18 protein-coding genes and 1 pseudogene are annotated in these 16,314 nt (G+C 63.6%); 7 read left to right on the plus strand and 12 right to left on the minus strand.

Going from position 1 to position 16,314, the window contains the following annotated elements; genetic code table 11:
• Positions 1-354 precede the first annotated feature (354 nt).
• From HB778_RS04600 to HB778_RS04610, 3 genes are all read right to left on the minus strand, one after another.
• The gene (locus tag HB778_RS04600; protein WP_179297959.1) at positions 355-513 is read right to left on the minus strand and encodes a hypothetical protein; all 159 of its coding nucleotides are present in this window, start codon (positions 511-513) and stop codon (positions 355-357) included.
• A gap of 147 nt (positions 514-660) precedes the next feature.
• Complete coding sequence (groL, locus tag HB778_RS04605) at positions 661-2,292, minus strand: chaperonin GroEL (protein WP_183461851.1); 1,632 nt, start codon at positions 2,290-2,292, stop codon at positions 661-663.
• 91 nt (positions 2,293-2,383) lie between these two features.
• Complete coding sequence (locus HB778_RS04610) at positions 2,384-2,719, minus strand: co-chaperone GroES (protein WP_183461853.1); 336 nt, start codon at positions 2,717-2,719, stop codon at positions 2,384-2,386.
• 246 nt (positions 2,720-2,965) lie between these two features.
• Between HB778_RS04610 and HB778_RS04615 the strand changes: the two genes are divergently transcribed.
• Both HB778_RS04615 and HB778_RS04620 read left to right on the plus strand, forming a co-directional pair.
• Positions 2,966-3,220 carry a hypothetical protein gene (locus tag HB778_RS04615; protein WP_095200470.1) on the plus strand — a complete coding sequence of 85 codons (255 nt, stop codon included), beginning with the start codon at positions 2,966-2,968 and terminating at the stop codon, positions 3,218-3,220.
• Positions 3,217-3,483, plus strand: coding sequence for a DUF1488 domain-containing protein (locus HB778_RS04620; protein WP_095200469.1), 267 nt, complete (start codon positions 3,217-3,219; stop codon positions 3,481-3,483). Before HB778_RS04615 ends, HB778_RS04620 begins: the two co-directional genes overlap by 4 nt.
• 67 nt (positions 3,484-3,550) lie before the next feature.
• Here HB778_RS04620 and HB778_RS04625 read toward each other — a convergent pair whose 3' ends face one another.
• The 4 genes from HB778_RS04625 to HB778_RS04640 form a co-directional block, all read right to left on the minus strand.
• On the minus strand, positions 3,551-3,772 hold the full coding sequence (locus tag HB778_RS04625; RefSeq protein ID WP_183461855.1) for a DUF6500 family protein: 222 nt from the start codon (positions 3,770-3,772) through the stop codon (positions 3,551-3,553).
• 63 nt (positions 3,773-3,835) lie between these two features.
• Positions 3,836-4,027 carry a hypothetical protein gene (locus HB778_RS04630; RefSeq protein WP_095200467.1) on the minus strand — a complete coding sequence of 64 codons (192 nt, stop codon included), beginning with the start codon at positions 4,025-4,027 and terminating at the stop codon, positions 3,836-3,838.
• Between the two features lie 4 nt (positions 4,028-4,031).
• Positions 4,032-4,238, minus strand: a complete 207-nt coding sequence (locus HB778_RS04635) for a hypothetical protein (protein ID WP_183461857.1) — start codon at positions 4,236-4,238, stop codon at positions 4,032-4,034.
• Positions 4,239-4,852: 614 nt separating this feature from the next.
• Positions 4,853-5,911 carry a diguanylate cyclase domain-containing protein gene (locus tag HB778_RS04640; RefSeq protein WP_183461866.1) on the minus strand — a complete coding sequence of 353 codons (1,059 nt, stop codon included), beginning with the start codon at positions 5,909-5,911 and terminating at the stop codon, positions 4,853-4,855.
• A gap of 665 nt (positions 5,912-6,576) precedes the next feature.
• On the opposite strand from HB778_RS04640, the gene HB778_RS04645 reads away from it, so the two are divergent.
• From HB778_RS04645 to HB778_RS04665, 5 genes and pseudogenes are all read left to right on the plus strand, one after another.
• Positions 6,577-7,620 carry a LacI family DNA-binding transcriptional regulator gene (locus HB778_RS04645; protein ID WP_183461868.1) on the plus strand — a complete coding sequence of 348 codons (1,044 nt, stop codon included), beginning with the start codon at positions 6,577-6,579 and terminating at the stop codon, positions 7,618-7,620.
• A 62-nt stretch (positions 7,621-7,682) separates the two neighbouring features.
• Positions 7,683-8,930 carry an ABC transporter substrate-binding protein gene (locus HB778_RS04650; protein ID WP_183461870.1) on the plus strand — a complete coding sequence of 416 codons (1,248 nt, stop codon included), beginning with the start codon at positions 7,683-7,685 and terminating at the stop codon, positions 8,928-8,930.
• A 197-nt stretch (positions 8,931-9,127) separates the two neighbouring features.
• A complete protein-coding gene (locus tag HB778_RS04655) occupies positions 9,128-10,057 on the plus strand; it encodes a carbohydrate ABC transporter permease (RefSeq protein ID WP_183461872.1) in 930 nt (309 codons plus the stop codon).
• Positions 10,057-10,914, plus strand: a complete 858-nt coding sequence (locus tag HB778_RS04660; protein ID WP_095200463.1) for a carbohydrate ABC transporter permease — start codon at positions 10,057-10,059, stop codon at positions 10,912-10,914. The genes HB778_RS04655 and HB778_RS04660 overlap by 1 nt, the downstream gene beginning before the upstream one ends.
• Positions 10,915-10,935: 21 nt before the next feature.
• Positions 10,936-12,910: pseudogene (locus HB778_RS04665) on the plus strand (glycoside hydrolase family 127 protein).
• A gap of 33 nt (positions 12,911-12,943) precedes the next feature.
• Here the strand turns inward: HB778_RS04665 and HB778_RS04670 are convergent.
• From HB778_RS04670 to HB778_RS04690, 5 genes are all read right to left on the minus strand, one after another.
• Entirely contained in the window at positions 12,944-14,038 is a 1,095-nt protein-coding gene (locus HB778_RS04670; RefSeq protein WP_183461874.1) for an acyltransferase family protein, read from the minus strand.
• 713 nt (positions 14,039-14,751) lie between these two features.
• Entirely contained in the window at positions 14,752-15,144 is a 393-nt protein-coding gene (locus tag HB778_RS04675) for a DUF1801 domain-containing protein (RefSeq protein WP_183461876.1), read from the minus strand.
• Positions 15,145-15,178: 34 nt separating this feature from the next.
• The gene (locus tag HB778_RS04680) at positions 15,179-15,607 is read right to left on the minus strand and encodes a DUF1801 domain-containing protein (protein ID WP_183461878.1); all 429 of its coding nucleotides are present in this window, start codon (positions 15,605-15,607) and stop codon (positions 15,179-15,181) included.
• 11 nt (positions 15,608-15,618) lie between these two features.
• Complete coding sequence (locus HB778_RS04685) at positions 15,619-15,840, minus strand: hypothetical protein (RefSeq protein WP_183461880.1); 222 nt, start codon at positions 15,838-15,840, stop codon at positions 15,619-15,621.
• A gap of 39 nt (positions 15,841-15,879) precedes the next feature.
• Positions 15,880-16,272 carry a VOC family protein gene (locus HB778_RS04690; RefSeq protein ID WP_183461882.1) on the minus strand — a complete coding sequence of 131 codons (393 nt, stop codon included), beginning with the start codon at positions 16,270-16,272 and terminating at the stop codon, positions 15,880-15,882.
• Positions 16,273-16,314 lie beyond the last annotated feature (42 nt).

Raw genomic sequence — 16,314 nt, forward strand, 5'->3', positions numbered from 1 at the left:
GATCTTGCGGTTTGACACGGGATCGACCGGTGCCGCCAGCGCACTCTTACAGGCGCGGCGGATGCGTCCGCGCCGCATGTCAATCATCGGCGCGTGCTGAATGGCATCTTCTGGCTGATTCGATCCGGCACGCCGAGGCCGGCCGCAAGGCTGCAGGCGGCATCGTGACCGAGATGGGGCATTCCCCGGGGCATGCGATGATCGACCAGCGCACTGTGGACCGGGCGCCGGTTCGCCGCGGTATCGGTTGACGGAGAGGCAGGATGGATGCAGGCCGTCGGTCGTCAACGATCACGCCACCGGCTGCTTCCGCCGATCGGAGGTTGCGCCCTGATCGGGGCGCCGCCAACCACCCTACATCGGGCGTTTGGGCTCGCTCTTTGGCGACGTTGCCGTGTCTGAATCGGATTTCTTGTGCTTGTCGGCGGCAATCCTGCGGATGCGGTCGAAGCGGCTTTCCTCGGTGGTTTCGGTCGTTACGACCGTCTGTGGCTTCTGCACGAACGTGATCATGGATCCGTCTCCTGGGCTAGAGGCCTGCGCGCCGGGAGAGAATCCCCCGGCGATAATAACTAACTTCAGTGAGCAGCCGGCGTGGCTGATTCAGATCAGGCCTGGAGGGCGGCTTCGATGAAGCCACCCCGCAGACCGGCTGAATCGTTAGTAGCCGCCCATGCCGCCGCCGCCGCCACCCGCCGGTGCGGCATCCTTGGCGGGAATGTCGGTGATCATAGCTTCGGCGGTGATCAGAAGGGCGGCGATCGAACCGGCGTCCTGCAGCGCGGTGCGCACCACTTTCGCCGGGTCGACGATGCCGGCCTTGATCATGTCGACATAGGTCTCGTTCTGGGCGTCGAAGCCCTGATTGTGGTCCTTGCTGTCGGTGAGCTTGCCGACGACGATCGAGCCTTCGACACCGGAATTCTCGGCGATCTGGCGGATCGGCGCTTCGAGCGCGCGCAGCACGATCGAAATGCCGGCGGTGACATCGTCATTGGCGCCGTTCAGGCCGGCAAGCGCCGACCTGGCGCGCAGCAACGCCACGCCGCCGCCGGGCACGATGCCTTCCTCGACCGCCGCGCGTGTTGCATTCAGCGCGTCGTCGATGCGGTCCTTCTTTTCCTTGACTTCCGACTCGGTGACGCCGCCGACGCGGATGACGGCAACGCCGCCCGACAGCTTGGCGAGCCGCTCCTGCAGCTTTTCCTTGTCGTAGTCGGAGGTCGTCTCCTCGATCTGGCCCTTGATCTGGGCGACACGTGCCTGGATCGTCGCCTTGGTGCCGGCGCCGTCGATGATCGTGGTGGTGTCCTTCTCGATCAGCACGCGCTTGGCGCGGCCGAGCATCTCGATGGTGACGTTTTCGAGCTTGATGCCGAGATCCTCGGAAATCATCTGGCCCGATGTCAGCACGGCGATGTCTTCCAGCATCGCCTTGCGGCGATCGCCGAAGCCAGGCGCCTTGACGGCCGCGACCTTGAGGCCGCCGCGCAATTTGTTGACGACCAGCGTGGCCAGAGCCTCGCCTTCGACGTCTTCCGAGATGATCAGCAGCGGCCTGCCGCTCTGCACCACCGCTTCGAGGATCGGCAGCATTGCCTGCAGATTGCCGAGCTTCTTCTCGTGGATGAGCACATAGGGCTCTTCCAGCTCGACGCGCATCTTGTCGGCATTGGTGACGAAATACGGGCTGAGATAGCCGCGGTCGAACTGCATGCCTTCGACGACGTCGAGTTCGGTTTCGGCGGTCTTGGCTTCCTCGACGGTGATGACGCCGTCATTGCCGACCTTGTCCATCGCCTTGGCGATCATGTCGCCGACGGTGGCGTCGCCATTGGCGGCGATGGTGCCGACCTGGGCGATCTCGGCCGACGACTTGACCTTCTTGGCTTTCGCCTTGATCTCGACGACGACGGCGGCGACCGCCTGATCGATGCCGCGCTTGAGATCCATCGGGTTCATGCCGGCGGCAACCAGCTTGGCGCCTTCGCGCAGGATCGAGGCGGCCAGCACCGTGGCGGTGGTGGTGCCGTCACCGGCAAGGTCGTTGGTCTTCGAGGCCACTTCGCGCACCATCTGCGCGCCCATGTTCTCGAACTTGTCGGCAAGCTCGATTTCCTTGGCCACGGTGACGCCGTCCTTGGTGATGCGTGGCGCGCCATAGGCCTTGTCGATGATGACGTTGCGGCCCTTGGGGCCGAGCGTGACCTTCACCGCATTGGTGAGGATCTCGACGCCGCGCAGCATGCGGTCACGCGCGTCGGTGGCGAATTTGATTTCCTTGGCAGACATGATTTTTATCCAGTTCGGTTGATGAAGGCAGAGCCTCCATGATCAATCTCTGAGCGTCCTTGCGCGTCCCGAAGGACACGCGGCGCGCTGATCAGGCAGCCTTCTTGGCGGCGACAGTCTTCTCGGTGGCTGCCTCGCTCTTGTCGATGACACCCATAATGTCGGCTTCCTTCATGATCAGCAGGTCCTCGCCGTCGATCTTGACCTCGGTGCCCGACCATTTGCCGAACAGGATCAGGTCGCCGGCCTTGACGTCAAGCGGCACAAGCGCGCCGTTTTCGTCGCGTGCGCCGGGACCGACGGCGATGACTTCGCCTTGCTGCGGCTTTTCCTTGGCATTGTCGGGAATGATGATGCCGCCCTTGGATTTGATATCGCCTTCGGCGCGCCGGATGACGACGCGGTCGTGGAGTGGCCGAAACTTCATGAAAACTTCTTTCTGGGGCCAGCTTAGGCGGCCGCTTCCCCATATAGGCGCTTTGGCACTCGATAGATAGGAGTGCCAAAAATTATTCGCGGACCCGATGAAATATTGAAAAGTATTATTTCGACCGGCGATTTCGTGATATCGCGAATGGCATAAATAATTCAAAAAATTGAATTTTGCCGATCAAGCGCCTATTTATCGGACAAGTTCACTTTCACGATTTCAAACGCAAGGGAGATTTGTTCGATGGCCGACGGCAATCAGACGATCATGGAAAAAGCTGAAGCCCGCTTCGTCGACAAGCAGAAGAAGACGGCGGAGAAAAACAAGGCAACCGCCGAATACATGTCCGAAGCGAAGGCCAGGGAGATCAAAACGGCGAAGCTCAGGATTTTGCGGCTGGCCAAGGAAGAGGCCGACCGTGTCGCCGAAGCCTTGAACCCGACGCCGAAGAAGAAGCGGGCGACCAAGAAGGCCGCCACAACGGAGGTCAAGACATGAGCCTGACATTCCCCAACCGCAGCCGCAGCTATGACGAAGCCGGCAAGCGCATCCGTTTCGTCGGCCATGACGGCATGTTCCAGATTTCCTTCTCGGTCGCCGCCGACGCGATGACCCGGATGCAGCCGGCAACCGCGGCCAACGAGGCAGGTTACCTCGCGACATTCGACACCGAGAGCAGCGTCATCCGCGGCGTGGCGTCGAAGGCCTACGACCGCACCCGCAAGAGCATGTATGTGCTCACGGCCGCCGACTTCGGCTGATCAGCCCAATGCATGTCGCTCAAAAGTGACCCCGGTTTTGAGACAACGACATGCATAGAAACAAAGATTAAACGTCGATGCCCTCGATCATCGTGCGTATCTTCGCGGCCTTTTCGAAATGATCGAGGCGGTGGGTTCTGATCCACCATTCCGCTGCTTCCATCAGCAGTTCGGGGTCGTCATTCCTGTTGGCGAAAAACGCGTAGAACGACACGCCGACGGCGGGCCCCTTCTCGGAGATCTTGCGGTCGCAGACCTCCAGTATCTTTTGCCTCAGGCTCGCTCTCACGGGAATCCCCTGGTTTTGGTTCGGCGGGTCTTGGCCCAGCCTTTGAGCCGGCAGCAGGAACGTTCAATCCTTGCGCTCCGCCCTCTCCCGGCGCTTGATGTCGCGGACATTCATCTGGTCGAGCATGGCGTTGGCGTCGCGCGGGGTCATGCCGACCATCACTCTTTGCCGGACTTCGACCGGCTGGCCGGTGAAGACATCGATGATGGCCCAGCTCTGGGGCAGATCCATGCGCAGCGCGTAGCGGTTTGCCATGGTCCTAGCCCTGCATCATGAAAAACACCGCACCCAGGACCACCATCGTCCAGGCGATCACCGACAGCTTCAGCGCCATGCCGCCATGCGCGGCCAGAAGCTCCCGCAAGCGCGGCACGATGCCTGCCGGCGAGGCAGGTGCGGCCAGAACAGCCACACGTGTCTTGACACCGAGTTTTCCAAAGACCGGCAGCAGTGGCGGTTCACGCACGAAATAACCTCGAATGTCGGGGAAAATCGGAGCGAGCAAGCTCGCGCCCTTCCATAGCACTCTTTTCGCGGGCGCCTTGCATGCCAAATGCAAATAGGTGGTTTTAACCTCGGCTCTGCGCCGCCTGGGACGATGGCGCCGAGATGTCCCTGCCCAAGCCGCCAAAGATGCAAGTCCGCAGGTCGTCGCCTTCGCTCTCGAAGGTTCGACGCAGCTTCTCAGCTGAATGATTTTGGAGGCCTCGCCTCGGGATCGAACCGAGGCTTCAGAGATTTGCCGTCTCCAGCGTAGCCGCTCCGCCACGAGGCCATTGCGGTCGACCTAACGGGCAAATGGTTGCGGAAAAGTTAAGCCCGAAGGTTCTTCTGTCGGCACTTTGCGAAATGTCGCCTGGCGTCGTCGCGGCACCGCTGTTCGGCAGGCACTGCGCCACCGAAACCCAAAAGGAACGCGCGGCGCCACGGGAGTTGAAACGCCGATCCGCGCGGGCACAGGTGACCGGCAAGCCGCGACCCAACGGGTGATGCAAAACATCAACCCTCAGCCTTAACTCTTTGTTCTCAAGAACTTCAGGGCGGGAAGCCGCTCCGGCTTTCCTGAAAGCCTGCAGCCCCTCACGCCGCGGCACTGCGGCCTTTCGCGCCGGCCTCGGCCTTGAAGATGCGGAACGTCTTGCGGCCCGCCGCCTTGGCGGCATAGAGCGCGGTGTCGGCCTGCGCGAACAGATCGCAGGGCGCGCCCGACCCGGCAAAGGCAATGCCGACCGAGGCACCCAGCCGCAGCGACTGGCCGCGCACCACGACCGGCTTGCCCACCCTCTCGATGATCTCGCGGGCCACGCCGGAAACGGCAGCCCGGTCGAGATGCGACCCAAGCAGCACCGCGAACTCGTCGCCGCCGACGCGCGCCACCAGATCCGCCGCGCCGCAGCCTTCGGCAAGCCGCTCGGCCGCCGCCTTCAGGCACTCGTCGCCGACGACATGGCCGAACGTGTCGTTGACCGCCTTGAAGCCGTCGAGGTCGATCAGAAGCAGCGCGCCGAGCGGGCGGCTGGCATCCGCCTGCGCCAGCCGCGCCTGGAAGCGCGCGCGGTTGGCAAGCCCGGTCATGGCGTCGAATTCGGCGAGATAGCGCATCCGGTCCGACAGGATCTTCTCCTCGGTGATGTCCTGCTTCATGCCGAAGATGCGCACCGGCACATCAGCCTCGCACTCGACGGTCGCGGTGATGCGAATCCAGCGGCTGTGTCCGGCAAAGGTGGTGATCTCGGCGTCGAGCGTGAAGCCGCTGCGCTCGGCGATCGCGCGGCTGCGCAAACTGTCCAGCGCCTTGCGCGACTCTGCCGGATAGCACTTGATGATTTCGCTGCGGTCGAGCGTGGCGCCACGGGGCAAATCGAACAGATCGTAGACCACATCGGTCCAGTGCAATTGTTCGCTGGGCAGGCTGCATTCCCACACGCCGATCCGCGCGGCGGCCGAGGCGCGGTCGAAGATCTTGCGGCTATGCGCCAGCGAAACCTCCTGCCTGGCGATGAGGGCGGCCTGGGCCGCGAGTTCCGCCTTGAGGCGAGCGATGGCGGTAGCATCGGGGTGCCGTTTGTCGGCGCTGTCGTGCCCTGCCCGTTTGCCGGGCCGTGCCGGGCCTTTCGGGGCGTATGAGGTATCGGGCATGGTGGGACTCCTGGCGGGCGACCACCATGGCGCAACAGCCCTTAAGACTTCGCTGACAATCCCTGGGTTCCTCGCCCCACGGGAGTGGCTACGGAATGCACGCATCTTCTGTGATTGGCGTGACTGATCGGCCCGAGGCTTGATTGCCACGTGGTTCCCCCAATCCGTCGCTGCTTCGCAGCGCCACCTTCCCCTCCGGAGGGAAAGGAAGGGAGCCTTGCTGGACGAGCGTTGACGGCAAAAAGCCTGGCGCCTTTCCTCTACCCCGTCGATCGGGGGGTCCGAAGGACGGGCGAGACCCGTGGCTCGCCCCGGCAGGTGGCTCGGCGAAGCCGAGACGGAGTGGGGGTCGACCAGCGCAGCATAAGACAATGCATGCGCCAAGCTTCTATGCACGCTATCGCCAAAGACCAGCTGCCTGGAAATGTGTGCATGCCGAAGCCAGTCCCGTGGGGGCGAGGCCCCCGGGCCTTGCCAGCCTCAGCCCTTTCTCTTCCCACAGACAGACCTTCGCCACTTTTCCCCTTGAACGCTCCCCCAATCTGGCCTAGCCTTGACTTGAGAAAAGGTTTTTCCAAACATCTCCGATCGGGCTCGGCCATTGGCCGGGCCTTCTTCGGGCCTGTAAGAGAAAACCTTTTCCCAACTAAGGATTCCCTTGCGCGATGGCAGCGGACGATCAGCCTGTTCCGGTCTTTCCCAAGCCCGTCACCTTGCGTGACGTGGCGGCGCGGGCCGGCGTCAGCGTTGCCACCGCCTCGAAGGCGCTCAACGACCAGGGGCGCATGACCGCCGAGACCCGCGAGCGCATCCGCGAGACGGCGCGTAGCCTGGGCTTCCGGCCCAACAGCCTGGCGCAGAGCCTGCTCAGGCGCCGCTCCTTCACCGTCGGCCTGCTCACCAACGATACGTATGGCCGCTTCTCGCTGCCGCTGATGTCTGGCATTTCGGACGCGCTGGTCGACAATGGCGTCTCGGTGTTCCTGTGCAATGTCGAGGAGGATCCGCGGCTGGGCCAGCTGCATGTCGAGGCCATGCTCGACAAGCGCGTCGACGGCATCATCGCCACGGGGAAACGCATCGACCGCCATCTGCCCGTCGATCTCGCCAATCTGCGCATCCCGGTGATCTACGCCTTCACCCAGCCCGACCCCGACGCCGTCGCCTTCGTCTCGGACGATGCCGGCGGCGCGCGGCTGGCGGTGGAGCATTTCTGCCGGCTTGGCCGCAGGCGCATCGCCCATGTCAGCGGGCCGGCGAGCTTTGCCGTGGTGCACGCCCGTGCCCAGGCCTATCGCGATGTGCTCGCCGAAAACGGCCTGCCGGTGACCGAGCCGCTGCTCGGCTCCTGGTCGGAAGCTTGGGGGCATGAGGCGGTGGCGCAATTGTTCGACGGCCAAAGCCAAAGGCCGGACGCCGTCTTTTGCGGCAACGACCAGATCGCGCGCGGTGTCATCGATGCCCTGCGCGAGCGCGGCCTCAACGTTCCCGGCGATGTCGGCGTCATCGGTTTCGACAATTGGGAGATTGTCGCCGAAGCCACGCGCCCGCCGCTGACCTCGGTCGACATGAACCTGGTCGCCCTCGGCCGCGAGGCCGGGCTGACCCTGCTTTCCCTGGTCGGCGGCCAGCTCGCCGCGCCGGGCATTCGAAAACTGCCGTGCCGGCTGGTGGTGCGTCAGTCCTGTGGCCGCTCACCGGACGGCTGAAACGCAGCGCCGCGTGATCGGCGCCAAGCCGCGCACAGCGGCCAACCTTGGAGGAGGAGAAGATGAGGAACCTGATTGCCAAACTGGCCCTGGCCACTGCCGTTCTTGGCAGCGGTCTCGGCGCCGCCGCCGCCGACACCGCCAACATCTGGGTGCGCGCCGACGGCTCGAACTTCATGCCGCGCATCGTCGACGCCTTCAACAAGGCGCACAAGGACCAGATCAAGCTCGACATCATCCCCAATGCCGAGATCATCCCGAAATATGGCGCGGCCGCGGCCGGCGGCACGGCGCCCGACGCGCTGTCGCTCGACCTGATCTACACGCCCTCCTTCGCCGCCGCCGGCCAGCTGGAGGACATCACCGACTGGGCCAAGTCCCTGCCCTATTTCGCCAGCCTGTCGCCGGCGCATGTCAAGACCGGCACCTACAAGGACCATATTTACGGCCTGCCCTTCTCGGCCGACGCCTCGGTGCTGATCTGGAACAAGAAACTGTTCAAGCAAGCCGGTCTCGACCCTGAAAAAGGCCCGACCAACTGGGCCGAGATCGCCGCCGATGCCGAGAAGGTCAACGCGCTTGGCGGCAACATCAAGGGCTTCTACTTCTCCGGCAATTGCGGCGGCTGCAACATCTTCACCTTCACGCCACTGATCTGGGCCTCGGGGGGCGATATCCTCAGCGAGGACGGCTCCAAGGCGACGCTGGACAGCCCGCAATTGCGTGGCGCCATCGATCTCTACCGCTCGATGGTCAAGAAGGACCTGGTGCCGGCAGGCGCGCAGACCGACACCGGCGCCAACTTCTTCGCCGCCTTCGCCGCCGGCAATATCGGCATCTCGCCCTCCGGCGCCTTCGCCATCGGCGCGCTCAACACCCAGTATCCCAATGTCGATTACGGCGTCACCTTCCTGCCGGGCAAGGATGGCGGCTGGTCGTCCTTCGCCGGCGGCGACAATTTCGTCGTCACCAAGGGCACCAAGAAGCTCGCCGTGGTGAAGGAGTTCCTCGACTTCGCCTATTCGCTGGAAGGCCAGACGATCCTCGCCAAATATGGCAGCCTGCCGGTGCGCGGCGACATCGCCAAGGACGCGCTGAAGGATCTCGACCCGCGCTACCAGATCGCCGCCGAGGCCATGGCCAAGGGCAAGACCCCCTATTCGGTGGTGTTCAACGATCTGATCAACTCGGCCAACGGCCCGTGGACGCAGATGGTCAACGAAGTCTTCTTCGGCGACGATGTCGACGGCGCGATAGCGAACGCGCAGGAGACCATGCAGTCGATCATCGACCAGGCGCCGCAGAAGTAGCGGCCGCCTGCCGGCCGCCCGCCTGTCTCCCTGGGCGGGTGGCCGGAATGGTCCTTACCCTCCCCCTTGTGGGGAGGGTCGCTGCGAAGCAGCGGGGTGGGGGTCTGCGCCAGTCCCCCACCCGGACCTGCGGTCCGACCTCCCCACAAGGGGGAGGTAGGGCGGCCAATTGGATCCGACGCAAGAACAGGCAAGGCATGACCACCATCGCAACAACCACCACCGCCCCACCCCGCGCCAGAAAACTCGTCGGCGCCGGGCGCCGGCAGTGGATCGGCCTGCTCTACGTCGCGCCGGCCGTGGCGCTGGTCATGGTGTTCTTCGTCATCCCGCTCGGCATGACGGCCTGGATGTCGCTGCACAACTGGCCGCTGATGGGTGAGCATTCCTTCATCGGCCTCGACAATTATGTCGCCATCCTGCGCGACACCAGGTTCTGGAACGCGCTCAAATTCACCGGCTACTACACCGTGATCGTCACCATCGCGATCTTCGCCATCGCCTTTCCCCTGGCGATCTTCATCGAAAAACCGCGGCCGCTGACCAACCTCTACCGCACCTTCTTCTTCATGCCGGCGGTGGTCGGCTTCGCCTCGGCGAGCCTGCTCTGGTCATGGCTGCTCAATGTCGATTCCGGCCTGTTCAGCCCGGCCGCCTACGACCTCGGCCTGATCGACAAGAAGTTCAACCTGCTCGCCACCTTCCAGCCGGCCTTCTGGTCGATCATCGCCATGGTGGTGTGGAAGGTCGCCGGCTTCACCATGATCATCCTGATGACCGGCCTGCAATCGATCCCGCAAGACCTGCAGGAGGCCGCCGTCATCGACGGCGCCGGGCCATTCGCCAGGTTCCGGGCGATCACCTTGCCGCTGATGCGCCGCACGCTGGCGCTGGCGCTGATCCTGTCGGTCGCCGGCTCGATCCTTGCCTTCGACCAGTTCTACATCATCCTGCGCGGCGGCCCGCGCAACCAGACGCTGACGGCGGTCTACTGGATCTTCAACCAGTCCTTCGTGTCGTTCAAGCTCGGCTATGGCGCGGCACTCTCCATGGTGCTGCTGGTCATCCTGGTGGCGCTCAGCCTCATCCAGCTCTGGCTGCTGCGCAAGCCCGAGGGGCTCGACTGATGGCGCAGGCGATATCAGCCAGGGGCAAGCTCGCCGCGCGCTTTGCCCGGCACTCCACCGGCATCATCGCCTCGGTGCTGTTCGTCGCGCCGATCGTGTGGACGGCGCTGTCGGCCTTCAAGCCGGCGGCCGAAGCGCGCCTGCCGCCGCTGCCGCCCTGGCCGACCACGGGCTTCTCGCTCGAAAACTACGCCACGCTCAACTCCTTCGGCGACGGGCTGTGGGCCTCGGCGCAGAACAGCATCTACGTCTCGGTGATGACCGTCATCCTGTCGGTCATCGTCAGCGTGCTCGCCGGCTATGGTTTTTCGCGCTTCCGCTTTCCCTTCAAGGACCTGTTCTTCGTCCTCATCCTGTCGACGATCATGATCCCGTTCCAGTCGATCCTGACGCCGATCTTCCTGGTGCTGACCAAGCTTGGCCTGCACAACACGCTGACCGGCCTGGTCGGCGTCTATGTGACGCTGCAATTGCCCTTCTCGATCTTCATGATGCGCAACGCTTTCGACGCCGTGCCGCGCGAGATCGAGGAGGCCGCGCGCATGGACGGCGCCGGCAACGCCACCATGCTGGTCAAGGTGATGCTGCCGCTGGTCTGGCCAGGCGTCGTCACCATCGCGCTGTTTGCCTTTCTCGGCGCCTGGAACGAGTTCCTCGCCGCCCTGGTGCTGATGACCGACCAGTCGAAATTCACGCTGCCGGTGATGATGACGGCACTTCAGTCGGGCCGCTTTGGCGCCATCGACTGGGGTGCGGTACAGGCGGGCGTCACCGTGATGATGGTGCCTTGCCTGATCCTGTTCCTCGCGCTGCAGCGCTTCTACATCCGCGGCCTGATGGCCGGCGCCGTCAAATAACAGATCGAATGGAGTGAGTTCATGACTGCATCGCCCAAAACCGGAAAACCAAAGCTCGCCTTCCGCCCGCTGCCGGTGCCGCAGGTCGACGTGCACGGCTTCTGGGGCGACCGCGCAGACGCGGTGGCGACCCGCACCGCCGACATCCTCTACGAGCGCTGCGTCGAAGCGCGCATGCTGGAGCAGATAGACCCGGACCGCCCCTCGCCCGGTGTTGTCATTCCCTTCCACTCGCCCTCGCCCGACGAAGCCGACCGCCAGGGCGCCGAATTCACCGGCTCGACGGTGACGACGCAGATGTTCTGGGATTCCGATCTCGGCAAGACGATCGAGACCGCGGCCTATTCGCTCTACCGGCGCAAGAATCCCGAGCTGGAGAAGAAGATCGACGCCGTCATCGACATGTACGGCAGACTGCAGCAGGAGGACGGCTATCTCTCCAGCTGGTACCAGCGCATCCAGCCCGGCAAGCGCTGGACAAACCTGCGCGACTGCCACGAGCTCTATTGCGCCGGCCATCTGATCGAAGGCGCGGTCGCCTACTACCAGGCGACGGGCAAGCGCAAGCTGCTCGACATTATGTGCCGCTACGCCGACCACATCGCCTCGGTCCTGGGGCCTGAGCCTGGCAAGAAGAAAGGCTATTGCGGCCATGAGGAGATCGAGCTGGCGCTGGTCAAGCTTTCGCGAGTGACCGGCGAGCAGAAATACATGGATCTGGCGAAGTACTTTATCGACCAGCGCGGCCAACAACCGCATTATTTCGACGAGGAGGCGCGCGCCCGTGGCGCCGACCCCAAGGCCTATCATTTCAAGACCTACGAATACAATCAGTCGCACAAGCCGGTGCGCGAGCAGGACAAGGTCGTCGGCCATGCGGTGCGGGCCATGTACCTCTATTCGGGCATGGCCGACATCGCCACCGAATATGGCGACGACACGCTGCGCGTCGCGCTTGACCGGTTGTGGGACGACCTCACCACGAAAAAACCTCTACATCACCGGCGGGCTCGGCCCGTCGGCGCACAATGAGGGTTTCACCAGCGACTACGACCTGCCCAATGAGAGCGCCTATGCCGAGACCTGCGCCGCCGTCGGCCTGGTGTTCTGGGCAAGCCGCATGCTCGGCATGGGGCCGAACGCCCGCTACGCCGACATGATGGAGCGGGCGCTCTACAATGGCTCGATCTCCGGCCTGTCGCTCGACGGCTCGCTGTTCTTCTACGAAAACCCGCTGGAAAGCCGGGGCCGGCACAACAGATGGAAATGGCACCGCTGCCCCTGCTGCCCGCCCAATGTCGGGCGCATGGTCGCCTCCATCGGCAGCTATTTCTACAGCCTGTCCGACGATGCGCTGGCCGTGCACCTCTATGGCGACTCCTCCGCCCGCTTCGACATAGCGGGCATTCCTGTGAGCCTGACACAGGCGAGCCGCTATCCCTGGGACGGCGCTGTCGAGATCACGGTCGAACCGCAAACGCCGGTGGAGTTCACGCTCCACCTTCGCGTTCCGTCATGGAGTTCAAAAGCGAGCCTTAAGGTCAATGGCGAGGCGGTCGACCTCGAAGACATGACCAGCGACGGCTATGCCGCGATCCGCCGTGTCTGGAACAAGGGCGACCGCGTCCGGCTCGATCTCGAAATGCCGATCGAGCGGCTCTACGCCAACCCCGAGGTCAGGCAGGATGCCGGCCGTGTCGCGCTGTCGCGCGGGCCGCTGATCTACTGCGTCGAGGCATCCGACAATGACAGCCGGCTGCATCGCCTGACCCTGCCGCGCACGGCAGGGATAGAGGCGCATGAGGCGCCCGAACTGCTGGGCGGCGTGGTGACGCTTTCAGCCACGGCGCGGGCCGATGCCGGCGACGGCTGGCAGGGCGGGCTCTATCGCTCCGAACCGCCGGCCAGCGTCGAGACGCGCCTGACCGCCATCCCCTATTACGCCTGGGACAACCGCGAGCCTGGCGAAATGCTGGTGTGGCTGCGCGACGGCTGAGGCCGGCCGTAGGCTTCAGGCCTTGCGGCTCGGCTATGTCCCGCTTGATTGCGCGGCGGCGGCAGGCAGCGCCGTCTTCGGTGCGGCTTGCGGCGCGCTGTTGTCGATATGCGCCCAGGCCGGCCGCTCGAACAGGAACATGCCGAAGCCGATGCGTTGGATGATGAGGTAGAGCACGACAGGGCTGATGATCGAGACCAGCAGCACCGCCAGGCTGAGCATGCCCGTGTCGGTCAGCAGGCCGCTTGCCAGTGCCGCGCCGCGGAACAGCGACATCGGGATGGTGAAGGCGACATAGACGACCAGCGAATGTTCGCCGAGCCAGCGCAGCCATTCCATGACAGGGAATGTCGACAGGAAGCCGCCAAGCACGCAAAGCGCCACGGCGCCGGCGACGGCCAGAGCGAGATGCAGCGGCGGCCATGCCGCCAGGCCCATCTGCATGCCGACCGGCTGCATGGCATAGCCCGGCGAATAGACGAGCAGGCCGTTGACGACAGCCCACACAAGCAGACCGGCGACGGCCAGCATCGGGCGGGGTTGCGTCCATTCGACGAGGCGGAACACCAAAGGTGCCATGACGAAGCCGACATAGAAGAATACGAAATAGGCCGCGAATTGTTCGACCGCATAGCTGTCGGGATGCGGCGCCCACATCTGCAAGGCGGCTGCACACGGGATGACGATCCAGCCGGGCACGCGAAACTGCCGCAAAAGCTTAGCGGCAAGGCCGAACACCGCCAGCATGTAGATGAACCACAGCACGCCATAGGGCTGGATGACGGCCATTGCGAGGTCATGCAGCATGCCGCCGGGATCGCGGCTGAAGATACCGATCTTCAGCCCGATCGAGATGATCGCCCACAGCACGTAGAAATAGAGATAGTGGACGACACGCCGGTCGATATAGCGCCGCCACGGCCGGTCGATCACCTGCGACAGGAACAGGCCGGAGATCAGGAAGAATTCCGGCATGCGGAACGGCGTCGCAAAGCCGATGACATAGTGCAGGAAGCCGACGCCGCCGGTGTACTCGCCAGTGTTGTAGGCCGAATACATCATCACCACGAGGATGATCGAGAGGCCTTTGGCCGTGTCCACCCACGGCATGCGCATCGGGCTGTTCATGGCGAATCCATCCGGGGCCGGCCAACGCGGCCAGCCGTCACTCCGAGATGTCTAGCACCATCAAGCTTCCCAGATCGTAAACGCGGCCGGTTTTGCGGGGATGGACATCTCTCCTCTTACACGGCTACGTCATGCACACATTTCCAAGCGGCTGGTCTTTGGCGATAGCGTGCATGGCAGCTTGGCGCACGCATTGTCTTATGCTGCGCTGGTCGACCCCACTCCGTCTCGGCTTCGCCGAGCCACCTGCCGGGGCGAGCCACGGGTCTCGCCCGTCCTTCGGACCCCCGATCGACGGGGGAGAGGAAAGGCGCCAAGCTTTTTGCCGTCAACGCTCGTCCAGCAAGGCTCCCTTCCTTTCCCTCCGGAGGGGGGAAGGTGGCGCTGCGAAGCAGCGACGGATTGGGGGAACCACTTAGCAATCAAGCCTCGGGCAGATCAGTCACGCCAGTCACACAAGATGTATGCATAGCGCAGCGTAAACGGGGCGAGAGGGCTGGCGGGCGCCGTCGCCGCATTGTTTGCAACGCTGGCGATTGGCGAAAGCGGCGGCGACAGCATCCTTCGCCCCGTTTACGGGGGAGTTGAGGAGCGGTCCGCGAAGCGGACGAAAAGCCAATTGCTTGGCTTTTCGAGTGACGAACGTTCGGCAGGACAGTGAGGGGCAGCGCTGACCTCGACGGTTATGCGCAATGGCCTATGACGCAGTAGAATTATTTTCGGGACTTGGATGTGTTCAAAGTGATGGCAGCCCGCACGAGCGACTTCAACGCCTCTTCGTTAACCTCTTCACCCTTCTGAAAATCAATAGCCCGCCGCGTATTGCCTTCGAGGCTGGAGTTGAACAGGTGCGCCGGATCGGGCAGTGCCGCGCCCTTGGCGAAAGTCAGCTTGACGACGGTCTTGTAGGTCTCGCCGGTGCAGATCATGCCGTCATGCTCCCACACCGGCACGCCACGCCATTTCCACGTCTCGACCACCTCGGGATCGGCTTGATGAATGAGCGCGCGCAGCCGGCCAAGCATCTCGCCGCGCCAGTCGCCCAATTCCCTAATCCTGCCGTCGATCAGCTCCGAGGGAGATTTGCTCTCCTGCGATCCGGTCATGCTGTCTCTCCTCAAAATATGAACAATAGAGCGCTCACATGCGCTCGCCAGGCAAGTGGCTGGCCTGCTTCACCCAGGCGCTGAATTGCGCCTCGTCGAATGCGTCGTCCTCATGGATGTTGAGGTAGCGCGTGTCCTGGCTCCGGGATTCACCCGGTGGCACCGGCTGCAGCGAGGTGCCACGAAAGAAGGCCACCTTGATGTATTTGGTGAAGCAATGGACGCCGAGGAACCAGCCCTCGCCCTCGACGCCATAGAGCGGCGAGTTCCATTTGACCGCCTTCTCGACACCGGGCACGGCACGCGAGATGAGCGCGTCGAGCCGCCCGCCCATCTCGCGCGTCCAGCCCGGCATGGCCGCGATATAGGCCAGCACCGGAGCATCGCCATAACCCTTGGCGATCTGTGGATTGCCGCCGGAAAGCAGTTTTGGCTCAGCCTTGGCGGCTGTCGACCTGGCCATAGGCTTTCCTCCTACCCGTTGACGCGCTGCACGCTGCGTCCTTTCCCGACATAGGGCAGCACGAACATATAGAGGCCGCTGAACAGCATAAGGAAGAGCGGCGGCAGTGGCGAATAGACCACCCAGGCGGGCGGCTGTCCAAACGCCATGGTGACGAAATTGGCGACGACGGTCGCCGTGAAGATGATCGACAGCCAGCGATGCGTCTGCCTGATCCAATTGCTCCAGTCCAAGATGACCTCCTCTGAAAAAATGCGTGAAACCGGGCGCTGCTACCAGCGCGCCAGTTGGGTGATCTGGATGAGATTGCCGCAGCCGTCGTTCAGCTTGGCGATGGTCGAGCCGGTCACCTCGGTCGGCGCCATGGCGAACGTGCCACCGCGCGCCTTGATGCGCTCATGGTCGCTCTTGACGTCATCGGTGAAGAACATCACCGCCGGTTGGCCCTGCTCGAACATCGCCTGCTGATAGGCCTTGGCCGCCGGCTGGTTGTTGAGCGCCAGTTGCAGCTCGGTGCCCTCGGGTTCATCAGGCGAGGCGACCGTCAGCCAGCGGAACGGCCCGTTGCTGAAATCGGCCTTCTTGGTCAGGCCGAGCACGCCGGTGTAGAAGGCAAGCGCCTTGTCCTGGTCATCGACATAGATGCTGGTCAGTTTGATCTTCATCGTCTTCCTCCATAGGTTTTGCTGGCGGCGGGCCGCCTGGTT

Origin of the sequence: Mesorhizobium huakuii (genome assembly GCF_014189455.1) — a bacterium.
GTDB lineage: Bacteria > Pseudomonadota > Alphaproteobacteria > Rhizobiales > Rhizobiaceae > Mesorhizobium > Mesorhizobium huakuii_A.